The 21997-nt window shown below is 65.7% G+C and carries 21 protein-coding genes and 1 tRNA gene; 12 read left to right on the top strand and 10 right to left on the bottom strand.

Annotated features, from left to right (window positions below):
- Window positions 1–2: 2 nt before the first annotated feature.
- From hsdR to AC1ROT_RS08800, 3 genes are read left to right on the top strand one after another with little or no spacing between them, the layout of a single operon-like run.
- The gene (gene hsdR / locus AC1ROT_RS08810; protein ID WP_492998476.1) at window positions 3–2348 is read left to right on the top strand and encodes an EcoAI/FtnUII family type I restriction enzme subunit R; all 2346 of its coding nucleotides are present in this window, start codon (window positions 3–5) and stop codon (window positions 2346–2348) included.
- 5 nt (window positions 2349–2353) lie between these two features.
- Window positions 2354–3328, top strand: coding sequence for an NADPH:quinone reductase (locus AC1ROT_RS08805; RefSeq protein WP_492998473.1), 975 nt, complete (start codon window positions 2354–2356; stop codon window positions 3326–3328).
- A gap of 1 nt (window position 3329) precedes the next feature.
- Entirely contained in the window at window positions 3330–3881 is a 552-nt protein-coding gene (locus tag AC1ROT_RS08800; RefSeq protein WP_492998471.1) for a PAS domain-containing protein, read from the top strand.
- Between the two features lie 21 nt (window positions 3882–3902).
- Here AC1ROT_RS08800 and AC1ROT_RS08795 read toward each other — a convergent pair.
- A tRNA-Ala gene (locus AC1ROT_RS08795) sits at window positions 3903–3978 on the bottom strand.
- Between the two features lie 364 nt (window positions 3979–4342).
- Here AC1ROT_RS08795 and AC1ROT_RS08790 point away from each other — a divergent pair.
- The 6 genes from AC1ROT_RS08790 (at window position 4343) to AC1ROT_RS08765 (ending at window position 8944) form a co-directional block, all read left to right on the top strand.
- Window positions 4343–4633, top strand: coding sequence for a YggT family protein (locus tag AC1ROT_RS08790; protein ID WP_492972590.1), 291 nt, complete (start codon window positions 4343–4345; stop codon window positions 4631–4633).
- 13 nt (window positions 4634–4646) lie between these two features.
- Window positions 4647–5015: a DUF167 family protein gene (locus AC1ROT_RS08785; RefSeq protein ID WP_493001147.1), complete on the top strand. Its 369-nt coding sequence runs from the start codon at window positions 4647–4649 to the stop codon at window positions 5013–5015.
- Between the two features lie 4 nt (window positions 5016–5019).
- On the top strand, window positions 5020–5904 hold the full coding sequence (gene folD / locus AC1ROT_RS08780) for a bifunctional methylenetetrahydrofolate dehydrogenase/methenyltetrahydrofolate cyclohydrolase FolD (protein WP_492998470.1): 885 nt from the start codon (window positions 5020–5022) through the stop codon (window positions 5902–5904).
- Window positions 5905–6024: 120 nt separating this feature from the next.
- On the top strand, window positions 6025–6969 hold the full coding sequence (gene gcvA / locus AC1ROT_RS08775; protein WP_492998468.1) for a transcriptional regulator GcvA: 945 nt from the start codon (window positions 6025–6027) through the stop codon (window positions 6967–6969).
- A gap of 68 nt (window positions 6970–7037) precedes the next feature.
- Window positions 7038–7916, top strand: a complete 879-nt coding sequence (locus AC1ROT_RS08770) for an alpha/beta hydrolase family protein (RefSeq protein ID WP_492998467.1) — start codon at window positions 7038–7040, stop codon at window positions 7914–7916.
- Window positions 7917–8014: 98 nt separating this feature from the next.
- On the top strand, window positions 8015–8944 hold the full coding sequence (locus tag AC1ROT_RS08765; protein ID WP_492998465.1) for an alpha/beta hydrolase family protein: 930 nt from the start codon (window positions 8015–8017) through the stop codon (window positions 8942–8944).
- Here the strand turns inward: AC1ROT_RS08765 and AC1ROT_RS08760 are convergent.
- Window positions 8913–9242 carry an SMR family transporter gene (locus AC1ROT_RS08760; protein WP_492972595.1) on the bottom strand — a complete coding sequence of 110 codons (330 nt, stop codon included), beginning with the start codon at window positions 9240–9242 and terminating at the stop codon, window positions 8913–8915. The two genes, AC1ROT_RS08765 and AC1ROT_RS08760, sit on opposite strands and share 32 nt — an antisense overlap.
- Before the next feature lie 59 nt (window positions 9243–9301).
- Here AC1ROT_RS08760 and AC1ROT_RS08755 point away from each other — a divergent pair, with 59 nt between their 5' ends.
- Complete coding sequence (locus tag AC1ROT_RS08755; RefSeq protein ID WP_492972596.1) at window positions 9302–10228, top strand: DMT family transporter; 927 nt, start codon at window positions 9302–9304, stop codon at window positions 10226–10228.
- Here AC1ROT_RS08755 and AC1ROT_RS08750 read toward each other — a convergent pair.
- From AC1ROT_RS08750 to AC1ROT_RS08735, 4 genes are all read right to left on the bottom strand, one after another.
- Entirely contained in the window at window positions 10206–11135 is a 930-nt protein-coding gene (locus AC1ROT_RS08750; protein WP_492998463.1) for an NAD-dependent epimerase/dehydratase family protein, read from the bottom strand. The two genes, AC1ROT_RS08755 and AC1ROT_RS08750, sit on opposite strands and share 23 nt — an antisense overlap.
- Window positions 11136–11206: 71 nt before the next feature.
- Window positions 11207–12667, bottom strand: a complete 1461-nt coding sequence (locus AC1ROT_RS08745; protein WP_492998461.1) for an efflux transporter outer membrane subunit — start codon at window positions 12665–12667, stop codon at window positions 11207–11209.
- Window positions 12668–12685: 18 nt separating this feature from the next.
- Entirely contained in the window at window positions 12686–14665 is a 1980-nt protein-coding gene (locus AC1ROT_RS08740) for a MacB family efflux pump subunit (RefSeq protein WP_493001145.1), read from the bottom strand.
- A 24-nt stretch (window positions 14666–14689) separates the two neighbouring features.
- Window positions 14690–15832 carry an efflux RND transporter periplasmic adaptor subunit gene (locus tag AC1ROT_RS08735; protein WP_492998459.1) on the bottom strand — a complete coding sequence of 381 codons (1143 nt, stop codon included), beginning with the start codon at window positions 15830–15832 and terminating at the stop codon, window positions 14690–14692.
- Between the two features lie 279 nt (window positions 15833–16111).
- Between AC1ROT_RS08735 and sigJ the strand changes: the two genes are divergently transcribed.
- The gene (gene sigJ / locus AC1ROT_RS08730; protein ID WP_492998457.1) at window positions 16112–17017 is read left to right on the top strand and encodes an RNA polymerase sigma factor SigJ; all 906 of its coding nucleotides are present in this window, start codon (window positions 16112–16114) and stop codon (window positions 17015–17017) included.
- 3 nt (window positions 17018–17020) lie between these two features.
- Here the strand turns inward: sigJ and AC1ROT_RS08725 are convergent, their stop codons facing one another.
- The 3 genes from AC1ROT_RS08725 to AC1ROT_RS08715 all read right to left on the bottom strand — a co-directional run bounded on the left by AC1ROT_RS08725 (window position 17021) and on the right by AC1ROT_RS08715 (window position 19025).
- Window positions 17021–17245, bottom strand: coding sequence for a hypothetical protein (locus AC1ROT_RS08725; RefSeq protein WP_492972601.1), 225 nt, complete (start codon window positions 17243–17245; stop codon window positions 17021–17023).
- Window positions 17246–17458: 213 nt separating this feature from the next.
- Complete coding sequence (locus AC1ROT_RS08720; RefSeq protein ID WP_492998456.1) at window positions 17459–18679, bottom strand: argininosuccinate synthase; 1221 nt, start codon at window positions 18677–18679, stop codon at window positions 17459–17461.
- Between the two features lie 127 nt (window positions 18680–18806).
- Window positions 18807–19025, bottom strand: coding sequence for a succinate dehydrogenase assembly factor 4 (locus AC1ROT_RS08715; RefSeq protein WP_492972603.1), 219 nt, complete (start codon window positions 19023–19025; stop codon window positions 18807–18809).
- 104 nt (window positions 19026–19129) lie between these two features.
- Here AC1ROT_RS08715 and htpX point away from each other — a divergent pair, with 104 nt between their 5' ends.
- On the top strand, window positions 19130–20113 hold the full coding sequence (gene htpX / locus AC1ROT_RS08710) for a zinc metalloprotease HtpX (RefSeq protein ID WP_492972604.1): 984 nt from the start codon (window positions 19130–19132) through the stop codon (window positions 20111–20113).
- A 56-nt stretch (window positions 20114–20169) separates the two neighbouring features.
- On the opposite strand, the gene AC1ROT_RS08705 is transcribed toward htpX, so the two are convergent.
- Complete coding sequence (locus AC1ROT_RS08705) at window positions 20170–21897, bottom strand: ABC transporter ATP-binding protein/permease (RefSeq protein ID WP_492998454.1); 1728 nt, start codon at window positions 21895–21897, stop codon at window positions 20170–20172.
- Window positions 21898–21997 lie beyond the last annotated feature (100 nt).

The raw sequence follows: 21997 nt of genomic DNA, 5'->3' as shown, positions 1-21997 counted from the left end.
GCATGAACGAAGCCGAGACGCGTGCCGAGCATATCGATCCTGCCCTGGCCGCCGCCGGCTGGGGCGTGGTGGCGGGCAGCCGTATTCGCCGTGAATATCCGATTGTGCCGGGCCGGCTGGAAGGCCATGGTCGGCGCGGCAAGAGCCTGACCGCCGATTACCTGCTGATCTATCGCAACACCACGCTGGCGGTGATCGAGGCCAAGGCCTGGGCCGAGCCGCTGACGCTCGGCGTGGCCCAGGCCAAGAATTATGCCGGCAAGCTGTCGGTGCGCTTCGCCTATGCCAGCAATGGCCAGGGCGTCTATGGCATCGACATGCAATCGGGCCATGAAGGCGAGTTGCCGCGCTTTCCCACGCCCGACGAACTCTGGGCGCTGACCTTCAGCGCGGCCAATGCCTGGCGCGACCGTTTCGCCACCGTGCCGTTTGAGGATCGCGGCGGTTATTTCGAAGGCCGCTATTACCAGGACACCGCCGTCGAGCGCGTGCTGCAGGCCATCGGCAATGGCCGCGATCGCATCCTGCTGACGCTCGCCACCGGCACCGGCAAAACCTTCATCGCTTTCCAGATCTCCTGGAAACTGTTCCATAGTCGCTGGAACCTGAAGGATTGGCGCGATGGCACCGAGCCGACGCGCCGGCCGCGTATCCTGTTCCTGGCCGACCGCAACATCCTGGCCAATCAGGCCTTCAATGCCTTCTCGGCGTTTCCCGAGGATGCCCTGGTGCGGATCAGGCCCGACGAGATCGCCAGACGCGGCCGCGTGCCCACCAATGGCAGCATCTTCTTCACCATCTTCCAGACCTTCATGAGCGGCCCGGTGGATGAGCAGGGCAATCCCTCGCCCTATTTCGGCGACTATCCGCCGGATTTTTTCGATTTCATCGTGATCGATGAATGCCATCGCGGCGGCGCCAATGACGAAAGCACCTGGCGGGCGATCCTGGAGTATTTTTCGCCCGCCGTGCAACTGGGCCTCACCGCCACGCCGAAGCGGCGCGACAATGTCGATACCTATGCCTATTTCGGCGAGCCGGTGTTCACCTATTCGCTGAAGGCCGGCATCAACGATGGCTTCCTGACGCCGTTTCGCGTCAAACAGATCGCCACCACGCTGGATGATTATATTTTCACGCCCGGCGATACCCTGGTGCAGGGCGAGGTCGAGGCCGGCAAGCGCTACACCGAGGGCGAGTTCAACAAGATCATCGAAATCCGCGAACGCGAGGCCCATCGCGTCAAGCTGTTCATGCAGCAGATCGACCAGCGCGAGAAGACGCTGGTCTTCTGCGCCACCCAGGACCATGCGCTGCTGGTGCGCGACCTGATCAACCAGATCAAGACCAGTCCCGATCCGAATTACTGCCATCGCGTCACCGCCGATGATGGTGCGCTGGGCGAACAGCATCTGCGTATCTTCCAGGACAACGAAAAGACCATCCCCACCATCCTGACCACGTCACAAAAGCTGTCGACCGGCGTGGATGCCCGCAATATCCGCAATATCGTGCTGCTGCGGCCGATCAACTCGATGATCGAGTTCAAGCAGATCATCGGGCGCGGCACGCGGCTATATGATGGCAAGGACTACTTCACCATCTATGATTTCGTGCGCGCGCATCACCATTTCAGCGACCCGGAATGGGATGGTGAACCGCTGGCACCGGAGCCGGTGACGCCGCGCCCGCCGCGTGGCGGCGGCTTCGATGATCCGCCGGCGCCACCGCCTGAGCCGCCGCTGCCGCGCCAGAAGATCAAGGTGACGCTGGCCGATGGCCGGGCGCGCAGCATCCAGTCGATGATGGCGACGTCTTTCTGGCATCCCGATGGCACGCCGATGTCGGCGCAGCAATTCATGGAAATGCTGTTCGGCAAGCTGCCGGAATTTTTCCATGACGAAGAGGAACTGTGCGCGCTCTGGAGCGATCCGGACACCCGGCGCAAGCTGCTGGAAGGCCTGGCCGAGGCCGGCTTCGGCCGCGAACAGCTGGCCGAGATGCAGAAGATCATCGATGCGCAGAACAGCGACCTGTTCGACGTGCTGGCCCATGTCGCCTATGCCATGCCGCCGCAGACCCGCGAACAGCGCGCAGCCCGCGCCAAGGCGGTGATCGCCACGCAGTTCAATGCGAAGCAGCAGGGTTTCCTCGATTTCGTGCTGTCGCATTACGTCAGTGACGGCGTGGACGAACTAGATGCCGAGAAGCTGACGCCGCTGCTGCGGCTGAAATACCGGGATTCCATCGCGGACGCCGTGGCCGATCTGGGCCGGCCGGAGGAGATCGGCCGGGCTTTCACCGGTTTCCAGAAATACCTCTACCAAGATTCTCAAACAGCAGAGTGACCATTATGAAAGCCGCCTGGTACAGCAAGAACGGCGAAGCGAAGGATGTGCTCACGGTCGGCGAACAGCCGACGCCGCAGCCGAAGCCTGGCGAGGTGCTGGTGCGGCTGCACAGTTCGGGCGTCAATCCCTCCGATGTGAAAAGCCGGCGCGGCCGGCCGCTTGCCGGGCCTTTGGTGATTCCGCATAGCGACGGCGCCGGCGTGATCAGCGCCGTGGGCGCGGGCGTGCCGGATGCGCGTCTGGGCGAGCGGGTCTGGATCTGGAACGGCCAGTGGCAGCGGCCATCGGGCACGGCGGCCGAGTATATCGCGCTGCCGGCGGCTCAGGCCGTGGCCCTGCCGGATCGTATCGATTTCAGCACGGCGGCCTGTTTTGGCATTCCGGCGCTGACCGCCCTCCATGCGGTGCGGCTGGCGCAGCAGAACGGCGCCCGCTCGGTGCTGGTCACCGGTGCGGCCTCCGCCGTCGGCCATTACGTCACCCAGATCGCGGCGCGGCGCGGCCTGCGGGTGATCGGCACGGCCTCGGCCGCGCGCAGCGCTGTGGCGCGCCAGGCCGGCGCCCATGAAGTGATCGACTATAAGAGCGAGGATGTGGCGGCGCGCATCGCCACGCTCACCGATGGCCGCGGCGTCGAAGCCATCATCGACATGGACCTGTCCTCCACCGCGCCGCTGCTGGCCAAAGGCGTGCTGGCGCCCCATGGCACGCTGGTCTGCTACGGCTCCAATGCCATGGGCGATGTGGCGCTGCCCTTCCGCGACCTGCTGTTCCGCGGTCTGAACCTGCGCTTCTTCGTGGTCTACGAGCTGACGCCGGCCGATCGTGCGGCGGCGCTCGCCGATCTCGACATGCTGCTGCAGTTCGGCGGCCTGGCCACGCGGATCGCCGCGCGCTTTCCGCTGGATGGCATCGTGGCTGCGCATGAAGCGGTGGAGCAGGGCGCGGCCGGCAATGTGGTGATCGAGATCTCCTGACATGGTGATCGCTGCCAATCCGGTGCTTGTGGCTGCGCGCGATTACTGGCGCGACCTGCCGCATCCGGTCAACATTCCCGATTTCCGGCTGATCGATGCGGCGCAGATTCCGCGCCTCATCCTGCCGCATATGATGATCGCCGAGATCACGCGCGGCAATTTCGATCTCGGCCGCCTGCGGCTTTGCGGCCATGAGATTGCGCGCTGGTTCCGCGAGCTGCCCGAAGGCCTGGATGCCGGCAGCTTCGCCGCGCTCACCGATCCGGCCTATACCAGCCATATGCGCGACCTGCTGGCGGAACTGATCCAGCGTCGCAAGCCGGTCTACTGCCAGAGCGTCTATACCCTGCCGGGTCTGGTCGAGGGTGATGCGCCCATCACGGTCACGGCCGAGCGTCTGGTGCTGCCGCTGGCCGATGGCGCCACCGCAGTGGAATGCGTGATCGTCGTCGAGACGCTGAGCGCCAGCGACAGCCGCGCGGGACCGATCCGCATGCTGCCGCCCGAACCCGGCATCCCGGTCAAACACGGCCCGTTCGAACAGGCATCTTAAGCAGGCATTGGCGGGGAAAATTGGTGGAGCCGAGGGGAATCGAACCCCTGACCTCCTCATTGCGAACGAGGCGCTCTCCCATCTGAGCTACGGCCCCAAGCCGGTGCGCCGGCCGTGCATAAAGGGGACCTCGCAAGGGTCCCGGCCGGGCGGCCAAGCAAGTAGCAAACACGCCCGGCTTTGTCCAGCGCCCCCATACCGCCTCCCGGGGGCGAATCCGGGCCATGCCGCCGTCCCGGACCGGTGCCGCCGGCCCCGGCCGAACCGGACCCGGCCAGGCGACGGAAAACCGCTTTTCCGCCACTCTTTCCGGCCTGTTTCCACCGATCTGTGACGGCGGCCGTGCGGCCTTCGGGTTGCGTTTCCGCAGGCCTGCCGGTATCACTCAGGCCCAGCATCACCCGGGGCGGCCGCTCGCCGCCCGCTTGGAACAGCCCTTCAGAGGAGCCGCGAAGCCGCCGATGTTTGCCCTGTTCTGGCTGATAGACACCATCCTGGGACTCTACACCTGGATCCTGATCGCTTCGGCCATCCTGAGCTGGCTGGTCGCCTTCAACGTGATCAACACGCGCAACCGCTTCGTCTATGTGATGGGTGACTTCCTCTATCGCGTCACCGAACCGGCGCTCCGCCCGATCCGGCGCATTCTGCCCAACCTGGGCGGCATCGACATTTCGCCTGTCATCCTGATCCTGCTGATCCTGTTCCTGCGCCAGCTGATTCAAAACGACATCGCGCCGCTGTTCCTGTGAGAGTCGCCGCCCGCTGACCGCGCTTAAGCCATATCGCATCCAGCCGCCAACGGGTTCAGAGACAGGCGGTCTGCGCCTGTTTGTGCGCCTGACCCCGAAAGCCGGCCGCGACGGCATCGACGGGCTGAAGGCCACGGCCGAGAACGGGACCAACCCGTGCGGCGTCGAGATCGCGGCGAAGGTGACGGCGGTGCCGGAGAACGGCAAGGCCAATGCGGCATTGCTGACGCTGCTGTCGAAAAGCCTGAAGCTGCCGGTCTCGCGTTTCGCCATCGTCGCCGGCGCCACCGACCGGCACAAGCAGATTGTCATCAGCGGCGATGCGGCCGCGCTCGAGACCGCGCTGGCGCCTTGGTGCGCCGCGCTTACGATGAAGGAGTGATCCCATGACCGCAACCCTGATCGACGGCAAGGCCGTTGCCGCCGCCCTGCGGGCCGAGATCGCGCAGAAGGTGCAGCGGTTCGCAGCCAAGGCCGGGCGCCTGCCGGGACTGACCGTGGTGCTGGTCGGCGAGGATCCGGCCTCGGAAGTCTATGTGCGCAACAAGGGCATCCAGACCCGCGAGGCCGGCATGGTCTCGCATGAAATCAAGCTGCCGGGCGATACCACGCAGGCGGCGCTGCTCGACGTGGTGGCGAAGCTGAATGCCGATCCGGTGGTGGACGGCATTCTGGTGCAGATGCCGCTGCCCAAGCAGATCGATACCCAGGCCATTATCGCGGCCATCGATCCGGCGAAAGACGTCGATGGCCTGCATCCGGTCAATGCCGGCAAGCTCAACCAGGGTATCGAGGCGCTGGCGCCCTGCACGCCGCTCGGCTGCATGATCCTGCTGGACAAGGCCGGCGTGGCGATCAGCGGCGCCAATGCGGTGGTGATCGGCCGCTCGATCCTGGTCGGCCGGCCGATCGCAGCCCTGCTGCTGGCCGCCGATGCCACGGTGACCATCGCGCATTCGCGCAGCCGCGATCTGAAGGCGATCGTATCCCAGGCCGATATCGTGATCGCCGCCGTCGGCCGGCCGCAGATGGTGCCGGGCGACTGGATCAAGCCGGGCGCCGCCGTCATCGATGTCGGCATCAACCGCGTGCCGAAAGACGATGGCAAGACCAAGCTGGTCGGCGATGTGGATTTCGCCTCCGCCGTCGAACGCGCCGGCGTGATCACCCCGGTGCCCGGCGGCGTCGGGCCGATGACCATTGCCTGCCTGCTGCAGAATACGCTAACGGCCGCCTGCTACCGCGACGGCATCGCACCGAAGAGTCTGTAACCTCTTCATCGTCGTCCCGGCGGAAGCGGGGACCCAGCGGGGCTGGCGAAAGGGTTACGTGACGGCAGCTTCCGCCACGTCATATCTTCCCATTCGGCTGAATCGTCCTAATCTGGAGGCATGGGAAAACGTCTGCCGCCGCTGCTTGCCCTCGAAGCCTTCGATGCTGCCGCCCGTGCGACCAGCTTCAAGGCGGCGGCTGCCGAACTCAATCTCACGCCCTCGGCGATCAGCCACCGGGTCAAGCAGCTGGAACAGCATCTGGGACTGGCCCTGTTCCGCCGGCTCAACCGCGAGATCCGCCTGACCGAGGCCGGGCAGGATTATTTCGGCACCGTGCGGCGCGCCTTCGACCAGGTGGCGCAGGCCAGTCTGCGCCTCGGCCAGCCGCGGCAGGTGGAAGAGCTGCGGCTCTCGGCGGTGCCGCATTTCGCCACCACCTGGATCATCCCGCATCTGGAAGACTTCCTGAACCGCCAGCCGGGCCTGCGGCTCTATGTGGAATCCAGCACGCGCAATGCCGATTTCGCCCGCGACGCCGTGGATGCCGCCGTGCGTTACGGCCATGGCCGCTGGCCCGGCCTGGCTGCCACCAAGCTCACGACCTTGAGCATGGCGCCGGTCTGCGCGCCGAAGCTGGTGAAGGCCGGGCTGAAACAGCCGCGCGACCTGCGCGAGGCGACGCTGATCCATTTCACCCAGTTCCCCGACAGCTGGACCAGCTGGCTGCAGGCGGCCGGTCTGGCCTCGCTCAAACCCAAACGCGAGGTCTGGGTCGACAGCGTCAGCCAGGCGCTCGATGCGGCCGAGAACGGGCTCGGCGTGGCGCTCGGCCTGGCGCCGCTGATCGGGCCGAAGCTGCAGGCCGGGCGGCTATTGATGCCGTTTGCGCCGATGCTGCCGGTCGATTTCGGCTACTGGCTGGTCTGCCGCCGGGCCGAGGCCGACAAGCCGGCCCTGCAGGCCCTGCGCGGCTGGCTGCTCGAACTGATGCAGCAGGCCGAGCTTTCGATGAAGGGCCAGGGGCCGAAAGCGAATCCCGTCGCGCGCCGCAAGGGCAGGTGAATCATATTCACCTGAAGCCCCCGGGCTTTGCGTTTGCCGAAGGCGGAGCAGCTTTTTATCGTCGCGCCATGAGCAAGACCGAGATCACCATCCTCTGCGCCGACGGCCAGACCCTGGCCGGCACGCTGTTTGAACCGGCGCAGGCCAATGGCCTGAGCCTGCAGATCAATGGCGCCACCGGCGTGCCGCGACGCTATTACGAGTCTTACGCGGCCTTCCAGGCGGCGCGCGGTTTCACCGTTCTGACCTTCGACTATCGCGGCATCGGCGACTCCGCCCGCTCGACCGGCGCACCGCCGCCGCGCATGCTCGACTGGGCGATCAAGGATGTGCCGGCCGCCGCCGATGCGCTGGCGCAGCAGGCGCCGGGCATGAAACGCACCTATGTCTGCCATTCCTTCGGCGGCCAGGTGCTGGGCCTGATGCCACAGGCCGGCGAGATCGCCGCCGTGATCACCGTTGGCTCGCAGCAGGGCTACTGGCGCAACTGGCCGCTGTCGCATCAGCTCTACCTGCCGCTCTGGTGGTATGTGCTGGTGCCGGCCCTGGTGGCGCTCACCGGCAAGCTGCCGGGCGCGGTGCTGGGCAGCGAAGACCTGCCGCGCGGCGTGGCGCTGGACTGGGCGCGCTGGTGCAGGTCGCCGCAGTATCTGGTCGACGATGCCGGCAAGGCCATGCGGCCTTACAACGACCGCATCACCGCGCCGATGCGTCTGATCAGCTTCGCCGACGATAACAAGTTCGGGCCGCGGCGCGGCGTCGATGCGCTCGCCGGCTACTATCCGCGCGCCCGCATCGAGCGCCATCATGTGTCGCCGGCCGACTGGGGCCTGCCGCGCATCGGTCATTTCGGGTTCTTCAAACGCGCCATGCCGCCGGCGCGCTGGGCCGAGCAGGCCGACTGGCTGCTGCAGGCCGCCGGCACGCGTGCCATGCAGGCGGCGTGAGCGCCGGTTTGTAAAGCCAGCGCGAATCGCGCGGCCTCTGCGGCAATGACCCAACAGGGTCATTGCTGCGGGCGAACCGGCGCAGCAGTCTGCGCGCCATGAACACACCGCAGATGACACTGACTGCTGTTACGATTCCCGTTCACGATGGCCAGAAGCTGGCCGGCACGCTGATACAGCCGGCGCAGTCCAACGGCGTCACCGTACAGATCAACGGCGCCACGGGCGTGGCGCGCCGCTATTACGAAGCCTTTGCTGCCTATCTCGGCGGCCGTGGCTTCACCGTGCTGACCTTCGATTACCGCGGCATCGCCGACTCGCCGCGCAGTGCGGCCGCGCCGCCGCCGCGCATGCTCGACTGGGGCCGGCGCGACATCCCGGCGGCCGCCGACTTCCTGACGACACGCCTGCCCGGTGCGCGGCGGGCGATGGTCTGCCATTCCTTCGGCGGCCAGATGCTCGGCCTGATGCCGCAGGCCGGCGAGATCGCCGCCGTGCTGGCCATCGCCGCGCAGCATGGCTACTGGCGCAACTGGTCGCCGCTGCAGCAGGTCAAGCTGGCGCTGTCATGGTATGTGGCTTTTCCTCTCGTCGTCGGCCTGCTCGACCGACTACCGGGCTGGTGGCTCGGCGGCCAGACCCTGCCGGGTGCGGCGGCGCGCGACTGGCGGCGCTGGTGCTGCTCGCCGCATTACCTGGTCGACGATGCCGGCCTGCCATTGCGGCCCTACAATCATGCTGTGCGCGCACCGATGCGCCTGATCAGTTTCGCGGACGATCTGGATTTCGGCCCGAAGAAGGGCGTCGACAAGCTGGTCGACTATTATCCCAATGCCGAGATCGAACGCCTGCATGTGGCGCCGCGCGACTGGGGCCTGGCACGCATCGGCCATTTCGGCTTCTTCAAACGCGACATGCCGCGCTCCTGCTGGGCCATGCAGGCCGACTGGCTGCTGCAGGCGGCGCAGGGCCAGCCCGATCGCAGCATTGCCAGCCTCAATGCCCGGCCGTCTTCGAAAACAGGTTGATGACCAGAACGCCGGCCAGGATCAGGCCGCAGCCGGCAATGGCGGCGGCATCCAGCACCTGTCCGAATATCACCCAGCCGATGATGGCGATCAGCACAATGCCGATGCCGGACCAGATGGCGTAGGTGACGCCGACCGGAATGCTGCGCAGCGCCAGCGACAGGCAATAGAACGACAGGCTATAGACGATCACCACGCCGATGCTGGGCCACAGCCGGGTGAACTGCTCGGATGCCTTCAGCAGGCTGGTGCCGATCACTTCGGCCAGGATCGCGATGCTCAGGTAGAGATAGGCCATGGGTTTATCTAACCATTATACCGGTTGAAGCGACAGGCAGGCCAGAGTATACCAGCCCGATGACGCATCCATCCCATGCGGCGGGCGTGGCGGCCGGCATTGCCGCCGGCGCGCTCTGGGGCCTCACCTTCATCGCGCCGCATATGGCGCCGGATTTCGGCGCCGTGGGCATCAGCATCGCCCGTTACATTGCCTATGGCGGACTCTCGCTGGGTCTGCTGCTGGTGGCGCGGGCGCCGCTGATGGCCCTGCTGCGTCAGCATGGCGTGGCGCTTTTGCTGTTCAGCATGAGCAGCAGCCTGCTGTATTTCCTGCTGCTGATCTTTGCCGTGCAGCGCATCGGCGCGGCGCTGGCGGCGCTGATCATCGGCTGCCTGCCGATCACGGTGCCGCTGACCGGCGCCTGGCGCGACGCCACGATGCTGCGGCGGATCGCGCCGGCCCTGATCCTGATTGCCGCCGGTCTGGCGCTGATCCAGCAGCCGGCGCTGGCTGGCCTGGCGTCCTGGCCCGATCCGCTCGGCCTGCTCTGCGCCATCGGCGCGCTGACGCTGTGGAATTACTATGCGGTGGCCAATGCGCGCTACCTGGCGCGGCATCCGCAGATCGGCGCGCGCGACTGGGCCTCGCTGACCGGCGTGATGACCCTGGTCGGCATGCCGGTGCTGCTGCTGGTCCTGCCATTCAGCGCCGAGACGCTGCCGCCGCTGGCAGAAACCGGAGCCTGGATCCGGCTGGCGGCGATGGCGATTGCCACCGGCATCGGTTCGGCCTGGGTTTCGGCCTGGCTGTGGAATATCGCCAGCCGCAACCTGCCGGTCGCCCTGGCCGGCCAGCTGATCGTGTCGGAGACGGTATTCGCACTGCTCTACGCCTTCGCGCTGGAGCAGCGCCTGCCGCAGTTGCACGAGACGGCAGCGATTGTACTGGTGATCGGCGGCGTGCTGCTCGGCCTGCGTCGACTCAGACCGGCGGCGACGGCCTAAGTCCGGCCAGGATTTCCGCGAAACCGGTGCGGCAGGTGAAGCCGAGCCGCCGTGCTGCGCGGCCCGAATCGTAGACACGGTCGATGGTGGCGAACATGGTCCAGCCACGCCGGTCATAGAGCGCGTAATACTGCGGGAAATAGCGCGCCACCACCGCCGGCGCATCACGAACCAGATCTTCACAGTCTTCCGGCCGGAATGGCGTCGGTGCGCAAAGGATGAAAGTGTCGAAACCGAGTTCCGGGGCCCTGGCCAATGCGGCGACATGGGCCTCGGCCGCGTCCTCCACGGTCAGGCGGCGGAACAGGAACTCGTTGGCCTTGGTGTTGGGCTCCGACTGGGCGATGGCATGGGACATGTCGTCGTCTTCGGGGAAAAAGCGCGCCGTGCGCAGGATAACCACCGGCAAGCCATGCTGTTCATGCATCATGCGGCAGAGATGCTCGGCCGACAGCTTGGTCACGCCATAGATGTTGCGCGGCAGCAGCGGCGCCATGCCTTCGTCGATCCACACCGCCTTTGCCGCGCCGCCATCCACACCAGCGCGGATTTCACGCGAGATCATCAGCGAGGTGGTGGAGGTGAAGACGAAACGGCTAACAGTCGAACCGGGAGCCACTGCCGCTTCTAGAAGATTCAGCGTGCCCTGCACGTTGACGGCGACGAAAGCAGTGTTGTCATGGGTGGCGATGCTGGGCTTGTGCAAGGCGCCGGCATGGATCACCGCTTCGATGGCGTGATCGCGCATCGTGCGGAAGACCAGCTCGCGGTCGACGATCGAACCGGCGATCTGTGTGGTCGGTCCGGAGACCGGATCGAGGCCGATGACGGTATGGCCATCGCGGTGCAGGCGTGGCACCAGGGTCTGGCCGAGCCAGCCCGAGGATCCGGTCACGAGAATACGCATGGCATGCCCCAGAAACGAAAAGACCGCGTCGCCGCGGTCTTTGTCGATTTTTGAATCTGCGTCCCGGGCTGTCAATCCTTTTGCGCGAGCGGACCGATCACGCTGCCATCCCAGCCGCCGCCGAGCGCCTTGTAGAGATCGACGCTGGCGCCAAGCCGGCTGAGCGAGGCCTGCACCATCGAATCATTGGCCGAGAAGACCGAGCGCTGGGCATCCAGCAGGTCGAGGAAGCCCACCGTGCCGGCGCGATAGCGCATCTCCACGATGCGATAGGCGTCGTTGGCCTGCTCGTAGGCTTCCGAGGCGAAGCCATACTGGCGGCCGGTATTCACCGTGGCACCCAGGGCGTCTTCTGTATCGCGGAAGGCGCTCAGGATGGCGCCGCGATAGGATTCGATCAGTTCGTCCTTACGGGCGCGCGACAGTTCCTCGCCCCCCTCCAGACGGCCGCCCTGGAAGATCGGCGCGGTCAGGCCGGCGGCAATCGAATAGATCATGGTGCCGGGATCGAACAGGTAGCGCAGCTGGTCTGAGCTGGTGCCGGCGCGGCCGGTCAGGTCCAGGCTGGGGAAGCGTGCGGCGCGGGCGGCGCCGATGTCGAAATTGGCCGCCTTCAGGTCGGTTTCGGCCTTGCGCAGGTCGGGCCGGCGCAGCAGCAGCTCGGAGGGCAGGCCAGCCGCGACGCGCGGCAGCGACAGGCCGGCCATCGAGCGGCCCTCGACGCGGAAGCCCTGCGGATTGCGGCCCAGCAGCACGGCCAACGCATCCAGCGACTGCCGTTCGGTCTGTTCCAGCGCCGCCACGGTGGCGCGCTGGGTGGCAACGCTGGAACGCTGCTGCGCCACTTCGTAATCGGTGATGATGCCGTTGGCGCGCTGGGTCTGCAGCAGTTCGAGCACGCCCTGGGCGGAATTCAGCGTGTCATTGGCCAGGCGGATGCGGTCACGTAGCGACAGCAGCTGGAAATAGGTGTTGGCGATGTCGGCATAGAGCGTGATCGCCACGGTCTCGCGGTCGAAGCGGCTGGAATCGAGGCGGGCGATGGCCGCTTCGGCGGTGGCCGAATTGGCGCCGAACAGGTCGACCTGGTAGCCCACGGTGAGGTTGCCGCTGAAGCTGTTGCGGATGATCGCATCGCGACGGGCATTGGCAGAGCTGGTGGTTGTGCTGCTGCTGGTGCTCGACGAGGTCTGGCGGCCGGTGCGGGTGCGGCTGGCATCGGCATCGAGTCCAACGGTGGGATAGAGCGCGGCCCCGGAAATCTTGGCCTGCGCCTCGGCCTGGCGGATGCGGGCGACGGCGGCGCGCAGGTCGGTGTTGTTCTCGCGGGCGCTGGCGATCAGGCCATCGAGTTCGCGGCTGCCGAAGCCGGTCCACCAGTCGGCTTCCGGCCAGACATTGACGGCATCCTGCCGGCTGTCCCAGGCGGCGGGCGCCTCGACCTTGGGACGGAAATACTCCGGCACCATCGAGCAGGCGCCGAGCGAGACCGAGAGCAGCGCGACAGCCGCAGTGGAGGTGAGAAGACGCATGGATCGTGGTTCCGTTGGTTATTCCGCGGCCAGCGCGACGACGGGATCGAGGTCGGCGGCCTTGCGCGCCGGCAGGTAGCCGAACAGCAGGCCGGTGGCGAAGGCGCAGAAGAAGGCGAGCAGCACCGGCTCGGGCGAGAAGATCACCGGCCGGCCGAACCAGGCGAACAGCCAGGTGGTACCCAGGCCGAGCGCCACGCCGATCAGGCCGCCCAGCGTGCAGATGGCCAGAGCCTCGGCATTGAACTGCATCATGATGTTGAACCGCCGCGCGCCCGTGGCCATGCGCACGCCGATCTCGCGGGTCCGCTCGGTGACGCTGACCAGCATGATGTTCATGACGCCGATGCCGCCGACCAGCAGCGAGATGGCGGCAATCGAGCCCAGCAGGATGGTGAGGGTGTTCTGGGTTTCCATGGCGGTTTCGATGATGGACGCCATGTTCCGGATCTGGAAATCCTCGGTCCGGTGGCGGGCCATCAGAAGCTGGCGGATTTCTTCCTGGGTGTCATTGATCCGCGTCACATCCTGCACCTGGACTGTGATGGTGCGCACATAGCGCTGGCCGAACAACCGCAGCATGCCGGTGCTGAGCGGCACGTAGATCACGTCGTCCTGGTCGGCGCCCCAGGGGGTGGCGCCCTTGGGTGTCATGATGCCGATGACCTGGAAGGGAATATTGTTCAGCAGCACGTATTTGCCGATGGGGTCGGTGCCTTCGAACAGGTTGTTGACGATGGTCTGGCCGATCACCGCCACCGGCAGGTAGGATTTCACATCCGAGTCCGAGAAAAAGATGCCCTCGGCTACGGGCCATTCGCGTGCCTGCGGGAAGGGCGCGGTGGTGGCGTTCACCTGGGTGACATAGTCGCGACCGTTGGCGCGCACGGTGACATTGCTGGCATATTCCGGCACGGCGGCGAGGATGTTGTGAAGCTCCGCACTGATGGCTTCGGCATCTTCTGCGATCAGCGTAGCCGTGACACCGGTCGGGCGGATATTGGGCGCGCCCGGCCGCACCAGCAGCAGGTTGGTGCCCATGGCAGTGATGCGGTCCAGAACCTGCTGCTTGGCGCCGTCGCCAATCGCCAGCATGGCCACCACCGAGGCAACACCGATGATGATGCCCAGCAGGGTGAGGAGCGTACGCAGCAGGTTGCTGTGCAGGGCCTGCAGGGCCATGCGGCCAGCTTCCAGCGCGTCGAACATGGCAAAGGCGCGGTTGCGCTGACGCGACGGCTGCTTGGGCGTGGCGGGCGCTACAGCCGGCGGGTCATGCTCCACCGCATGATCGGCGATGATATGGCCGTCTTTCAGTTCGATGATGCGGTTGGCCTGGGCGGCAACTTCATGATCGTGGGTGATCAGAAGGATGGTATGGCCCTGGGCATTGAGGTCATGCAGCAGATGCATCACCTCGGCACCGCTTTTGCTGTCCAGCGCACCGGTCGGTTCGTCGGCCAGGATCACGGCACCGCCATTCATCAGCGCGCGGGCAATCGAGACGCGCTGCTGCTGGCCGCCCGACAACTGGGTCGGCCGGTGGTCCATACGATCAGCCAGGCCCAGCATACCCAGCAACTGCTGGGCGCGGGCGGTGCGTTTGGCGCGCGACAAGCCGGCATAGATCGCCGGCATCTCCACATTGGCGGTGGCGCTTTCGCTCGGCAGCAGATTGTATTGCTGGAAGATGAAACCGAAGGCTTCCCGGCGCAGCAGCGCGCGCGCATCGGCCTCCAGCGGCGCGACTTCCGCGCCGTCGAAGCGGTAGCTGCCGCTGGTCGGCCGGTCGAGCAGGCCGACCAGGTTCATCAGGGTCGACTTGCCCGAGCCGGACGCGCCCATGATGGCGACGAATTCGCCGGGATAGATGTCCAGCGATACGCCATGCAGCACCTCGACCGCCAGGCTGCCGCGATAGAAGGTCTTGCGGAGGTCGCGCAAGGCGATGATCGGCGCCGGCTGGTTCGCCGTGCGCGTTTCGTTGCCTGGAGCCATCACGTTCATTATGGACCTGTGCGGTCAGAGCCGCGGCGTGCGCGGCGGGGCGCCGGGCGGCGGTTTCGCCGCGGCGACGTCGATCACCACTTCGTCGCCCACCTTCACGCCGTTGCTGATGGCGGCATTGACGCGGTTGCTGGCGGCCACATCGACCACGCGGCGCACCGGCGCGCCGTTCTCCAGCACGCGCAGGCCATAGCGGTTCCTGTCATTGGGCAGCGGGCGCAGCGCTGCCATCGGCACCACCGGCAGGTTCTCGGCCTTCGAGATGACGAAGAAGACCTGCGCGCTCATCTGGGTCAGCAGATCGTTCTCGGGGTTGGCGACATCGAACAGCGCGGAGTACAGCACAACATTGTTGACGACTTCCGGGGTCGGCAGGATCTGGCGCAGGCGGCCTTCGCGGCGCTTGTCGGGTTTGCCCAGCGTGGTGAAATAGGCCGGCATGCCGACATTTAGCCTGGGCACATCGGCTTCCGACACCTGGGTCTTCACCGTCATGGTATCGAGGTCGGCGATGCGCAGCACGATCGGCGCCGACTGGTTGGCATTCAGCGTCTGGCCCTGGCGCGCGGTGATATCCACCACGGTGCCGGTCATCGGCGCGAAAATCTTGGTGTAGCTCAGGCTGGCGGTGTCGGACCGCAGGGTCGACTCGCCCTGCTGGATCTGGGCGTCGAGCACGGCGATCTGCGCGACCAGCGACTTGCGGCCGGCCTCGGCGCTGTCATAGGCGTCCTGACTGGTGGCGCGGCCGGCCAGCAGGTTCTTCTGGCGCTCGAACTGGCGGTCGGCGAGGCCGAGCTGCACCTGCTTGTCGGATTTCTGCGCGCGCAGCGCCAGCAGGTTGGCCTGGTCGGCGGCGACGCGGGCCTCGTAGATGGTGGGATCGATCTGCGCCAGCAGCGTACCCTGTTCGACGCGCTGGCCGAAATCCACGTAGATCATCTTCAGCTGGCCCGAGACCTGGGTGCCGACATCGACGTAGTTCAGCGGCTGCAGGGTGCCGACGGCGGACACGGTGTCTTCCACATTGCCGAGCGCCACGGTCTGGGTGCGGAAGGCCGGCTTGGTATCGGCACGGGCCGACCAGTACCACCAGCCGCCGCCGGCAAGGGCGGCAGCAACGATAGTGACGGAGAGCAGGAAGGGGATGCGTGTCATGGTTTGCGGGTTATCAGCCGTTTGTTTTCTTATACGAAAGAGGCTTCTGAATCCTGCGCCCCCAGAGCTGAGGACGAGCATACCACACCGTCTTTCCGCAGCCGGCGCAGAGAATCTCGCAACTTATTGAAATAAATCAACATTTTATTTCAGAGAATCGCCCGTTCCGGCTGAAGATCGCCCTGGCCGTTTCCGGTGTCGAGAGTCCGGCCTTTTCGGGGAAGTCACAAGGTGGGTGGGTCGGCCGTCTAAGGGGTATTCTGGAGGCAGGAGACCCCGATGACCGACAAGGCCGCCCTCTTCGAGCAGCATCGCAAGCGCCTGTTCGGCCTGGCCTATCGCATGCTGGGCAGCGTGAGCGATGCCGAGGATGCCGTGCAGGACACCTATATCAGCTGGCATCGCACCGACACCACGGCGGTGCAGGTACCGGAGGCCTGGCTGGTCACCGCCTGCACCCGGCTCTGCATCGACCGCCTGCGCGCCGCCAAGGCCGAGCGCGCGACCTATCCCGGCATCTGGCTGCCAGAACCAATAGTCACTGGGCCTCTGGAGGTCAGCATCGCCGACACCGCCCCGGGCGCCGAGGCCGAGGCCGAGATGGCCGACGATCTGTCGATGGCCATGCTGGTGGTGCTGGAACGTCTGACGCCGGCCGAGCGCGCCGCCTATCTGCTGCGCGAGGCCTTCGATTACGACTACCCGCAGATCGCCCTGGCGCTGAAAAAGAGCGAGGCCTCCTGCCGCCAGCTGGTCAGCCGCGCGCAGAAGCATCTCAAGGAAGCGCGCCCGCGTTTCTCAGCCGATTCAGCGGCGGCGCAGCAGCTGGCGAAAAAATTCTCGGCCGCGACCAAAGCCGGCGATACGGCGATGTTCGCCGGCCTGCTGGCCGAGGATGCCATGCTGTGGTCGGATGGCGGCGGCAAGGCCAGCGCGGCGCTGAACGTGATTCATGGCGCCGACAAGGTGACGCGGTTCTTCGTGGGGATTTCGCACAAGCTGCCGGCGGGCATCCGGCGGGTCTTCGCAATGGTGAACGGCCAGCCTGGCTGGGTGCTGTTCGATGGCGATATGCCGTATCTGGCGCTGGCGCTGGATATCGTGCCCGGCGAGTCAGGGGGCGTTGTGCGCAACGTCTTCATCATGCGCAACCCCGACAAGCTGGCGCGCCTGCGGGGCCTGTAGGGTTTACGCGTAGATATCGACGTAGCGGCCGAGACCATCGCGCAGGGTGCCAAGCACCTGGCGGAAGGACCGCTTCTTCGGCTGCGGGGCCGACCGTGTTTCCTGCACCGGGCCTTCCAGGCGGCTGAGCGCGCGCTGCCACAGGCGCTCTTCCATATAGCGTTCGTTGGCTTTGGTGGTGCGACGATAGGCGGTGGCCGGGGTCACGCGCTGGATGGTCGTCATCATGGCAAGTCTCCTGTCTTCTACGGGAGCAGTCCGGAGGATCCGGAAGCTGCGGCCCCTCTTCAGGGTCGTGCTGATGAAAAACCTAGAGGCAAAACAGGTGGTTGGGTTGCGACCAGACTGTGGCCTTGCGTGACAAGAATGCGATGCCCAAAGAAAAAGGCGGGCTGAAAAGCCCGCCTTTCCGGCAAAAACCGTCGAAACGCAGCTTAACCGTTAATTCTTCTGCCGGTTGAGCAGGCGGAGCCGCAGCGCATTCAGCTTGATGAAGCCGGCGGCGTCCTTCTGGTCGTAGACCGAATCTTCCTCGAAGGTCACATGGGCCAGCGAGTAGAGGGACTTGGGCGACTTGCGGCCGACCACGCTGACCGAGCCCTTGTAGAGCTTGAGGCGCACGGCGCCTTCGACATTCTGCTGGCTCTTGTCGATCAGGGCCTGCAGCATCTCGCGCTCGGGCGAGAACCAGAAGCCGTTGTAGATCAGCTCGGCATAGCGCGGCATGATCTCGTCCTTCAGATGCGCCGCACCGCGATCCAGCGTCACCTGCTCGATGCCGCGATGAGCCATATGCAGGATGGTGCCGCCGGGCGTCTCGTAGATGCCGCGGCTCTTCATGCCGACGAAGCGGTTTTCCAGCAGGTCGAGACGGCCGATGCCATGCTTGCCGCCGAGCTCGTTCAGCTTGGTCAGCAGCGCGGCGGGCGACAGCTTTTCACCGTTCACGGCAATCGCATCGCCGGTCTTGAATTCGACCTCGATATATTCCGGCTTGTCCGGGGCTTTCTCGGGGTCGACAGTGCGCGAATAGACATAGTCGGGCGCTTCCACCCAGGGGTCTTCCAGCACTTTGCCTTCGGCCGAGATGTGCAGCAGGTTGGCATCGACCGAGAAGGGCGCTTCGCCGCGCTTGTCCTTGGCGATCGGAATCTGGTGCTTCTCGGCGAAGTCGATCAGCGTGGTGCGCGAGGTCAGGTCCCATTCGCGCCAGGGCGCGATCACCTTGATCGACGGGTTGAGCGCATAGTAGCCGAGTTCGAAGCGCACCTGGTCGTTGCCCTTGCCGGTGGCGCCATGGCAGACCGCATCGGCGCCGACTTCGCGGGCGATCTCGATCTGGCGCTTGGCTATCAGCGGGCGCGCGATGGAGGTGCCGAGCAGGTAGAGGCCCTCATACATCGCATTGGCGCGGAACATCGGGAAGACGAAGTCGCGCACGAATTCCTCGCGCACATCCTCGATGAAGATCTGCTTCACGCCGAACATCTCGGCCTTCTTGCGCGCCGGCTCCAGCTCCTCGCCCTGGCCCAGATCGGCGGTGAAGGTCACCACCTCGCAGCCATAGGTCTCCTGCAGCCATTTCAGGATCACCGAGGTATCCAGGCCGCCGGAATAGGCCAGAACCACCTTCTTGACGCTGCCATGCTTGCTGCCGCTCATCGGGCGCACTCCTGATTGGAAAGGGTAGGAAAATCGGGCCGGAGTATAGGCAAGGCCAAAGGCCATGCAAGCCGTGCAGGGCGGCTGTGCCGCCGCAATTCCGGCGCAATCGGCTCCTAAATCGGCCTCAGAAGTCGGAAACGATGCCCTTGCGTTCCCAGTCGCCGTAGCGGGTGGGCTCGGGGCCCTTGGGGCCGTCTTCCTCGCCGGGCGCCTGGGTCAGCTTGATCGCCGGTTTGGCCGGCGCCAGCGGCTTGCCGGTCTTCGGGTCGATCGGGCGGGCATCCTGGGCCACGCCATCTAGGGAGGGCACGGTATCGGCGGGTTGGTTTGGATCGTCGGCCATGGCAACGCTTCTTGCAGAGACGGGTTGCGATCTTAAATATAGCGGTGCGGGCCGGCTGAACAGCTATGGCAGGCGTGCCGGCCGCGAAAACGAGGGTGAAGACCATGAATTACATGAAGACGGGTCTGTTACTGGCCGCCATGACGGCGCTGTTCGGTGCGGTCGGCTTCCTGATCGGCGGCGAGGCCGGCATGCTGATCGCGCTCGCGCTCGCCGCGGCGATGAACCTGTTCGCCTACTGGAACAGCGACCGGATGGTGCTGTCCATGTATGGCGCGCGCGAGGTGGATGCCGCCACCGCGCCGGAATTCTACGGCCTGGTGCAGACGCTGGCGCAGCGCGCCGGTCTGCCGATGCCGCGCGTCTATGTGATGGACAACGACCAGCCCAACGCCTTTGCCACCGGCCGCAATCCGGAGAATGCCGCCGTGGCCGCCACCACCGGGCTTTTGCACAGCTTGAACCGCGAGGAAATCGAAGGCGTGATGGCGCATGAGCTGGCGCATGTGAAGAACCGCGACACGCTGATCATGACGATCACGGCGACGCTGGCGGGCGCCATCGGTATGCTGGCGAATTTCGCCATGTTCTTCGGCGGCAGCCGCGACTCTGAAGGCAACCGCAGCGGCTTAGGCATGATCGGCAGCATCGCCATCATGATCCTGGCGCCGATTGCCGCCATGGTGGTGCAGATGGCGATCAGCCGCAGCCGCGAATACGCCGCCGACCGCATGGGTGCCGAGATCAGTGGCAATCCGCATGGTCTGGCTTCGGCCCTGCAGCGCATCAGCGGCACAGTGGAACGCGTGCCCAACGAGCGCGCGGAGGGCAATCCGGCCACCGCGCATATGTTCATCATCAACCCGCTGCATGGCCGCGGCATGGACAGCCTGTTCTCCACGCATCCCAGCACCGAGAACCGCGTTGCCGCTCTGATGGAACTGGCGGCCAGCGTTCGTGGTGGCGGTAGCCGTTCGTACGAGCAGACCGCCTTTGCCGCTGCGCCGGCGGCCTCCGCGCCGGTACGCGGCAGCAGTTCGGTGCCGACCTCGGGCACGGCGCGCCGTCGCCGGCCCTGGGGGCGATAAGTCCCAACCATAATCAGGACGTCACCCTCGGGCTTGTCCCGAGGGTGGTTCCCGTTTTAGCTGATTGCCAGCCGCGCCGGACCGCCATCGGCGGCCGGCTCCAGCATCACATGTTGCTTGTGGAACTGCTGCAGGGCCGGGCGATGACCGATGCTGAGCACGGCGGTTTCCGGCAGATGCGCGCGCAATGCGGCCAGGGCCTTGGCTTCGGTGGCTTCATCCAGCGCCGAGGTCGCCTCGTCCAGATACAGCCATTTCGGTTTCAGCAGCAGGGCGCGGGCGAACTGCACGCGCTGCTGCTCGCCGCCCGACAGCTGCTGGTGCCAGTGCGCATCTTCGTCCAGGCGCGGCGCCAGCTTGGCGAGATCGAGCGCTTCCAGCGCCGCGCGGTAATCGGCATCGGTGAAGCTCGCCGGGTCGCGCGGATAGGCCAGGGCGGCGCGTAAGCTGCCGAGCGGCAGATAGGGTTTTTGCGGCAGGAACAGGCTGTCGGCATCGGCCGGCCGTTTCAGGCTGCCATGGCCGAAGGGCCAGAGGCCGGCGATGGCGCGCAACAGGGTGGTCTTGCCGGTGCCGGATTTACCGCCGACCAGCAGGCTGTCGCCGGCGTCGAGGGCCAGGCCGCTCACCTGCATCAGCGGCTTGCCGGTCGGCAGGTCGAGGCGGAGCGTTTCGACGGCAAGGCGGTCACCCGTACGCGCGACGCTGACGTCCGACTGGCTGCCGAGCGTTCTGGCTTTCTCCAGGCCGTCGCGGAAGCCGGTGAGGCGATCGATCACCGCGCGCCATTCGGCGATCTCGCTGTAGGAGCTGATCAGGTAGCTGAGTGCCTCCTGCACCTGGCCGAAGGCGGAGACGATCTGCATCAAGCCGCCAAGCTGGATGGCGCCGCTGAAGTATCGCGGCGCACCGACCACGAAGGGGAAGATCAGCGCCAGTTGGGCATAGCCGCTGGTGAACCAAGTCAGCTGCTTGGTCTTCAGCATGATGGCATAGAAGTTGTCATAGACCGCGCGGAAGCGGCCCAGCAGTCCGGCCTGCTCAACAGTTTCGCCATGCTGGAAGGCGATGCCCTCGGCATGTTCGCGCACGCGCACCAGATGGAAGCGGAAATCGGCTTCCACGCGCTGCTTGTCGAAATTCAGCTTCACCAGCGGCCGGCCGATCAGATGGGTCAGGCCGGTGCCGATGGCGGCATAGAGGATGGCGGCCCAGACCATGTAGCCGGGAATGCTGATCTCGTGGCCGCCCAGCGTGAAGCTGAAATCGCCTGACAGCGACCACAGGATGCCGAGGAAGGACACCAGTGTAACCACGGCATTCATCAGTCCGAGTGTCAGTGTCAGCGAATAGGCGGGGAACAGCCGCAGGTCTTCGGCAATGCGCTGGTCGGGGTTGTCGGTATCCAGGCCGGCCATCTGCATGTGGTAATAATGCTTGTCGGCCAGCCAGTCGGCCATCCAGTGTTCAGTCAGCCAGCGGCGCCAGCGGATCTGCAGCAGCGACTGCAGGTACAGCCGGTAGACGGCAACCACGATGAAGGCCAGCGCCACACCGCTGAAATACAGCAGCAGGGTCTTGAAGCTCTCGTAATCCTTTTCCTGCAGGGCATTGTAAAAATCGTTGTACCACTGGTTGAACCAGACGCTCAGACCCACGCTGCCGAGATTCAGGATCACGATTACGGCCAGCAGGCCCCAGGCGGCCACACGTTCTTTCGGATCGTTGAAATAGGGTTTGGCCAGCGACCAGAAGGCGCGGCAGAAGGCGGTGAATTGCGGCATGAGGAGGCTCCGGGGCGACAGCAGCGCCGGATCGACCGGCGCCGCGACCATACCCCGTAGAATGCGGCGAAGTCTTGGCTCGCCCCTCCAGATGAAGAAA

This window comes from Ferrovibrio sp. GW821-FHT12E11 (genome assembly GCF_058806975.1).
This window is presented reverse-complemented; position numbering and strand designations above follow the sequence as displayed.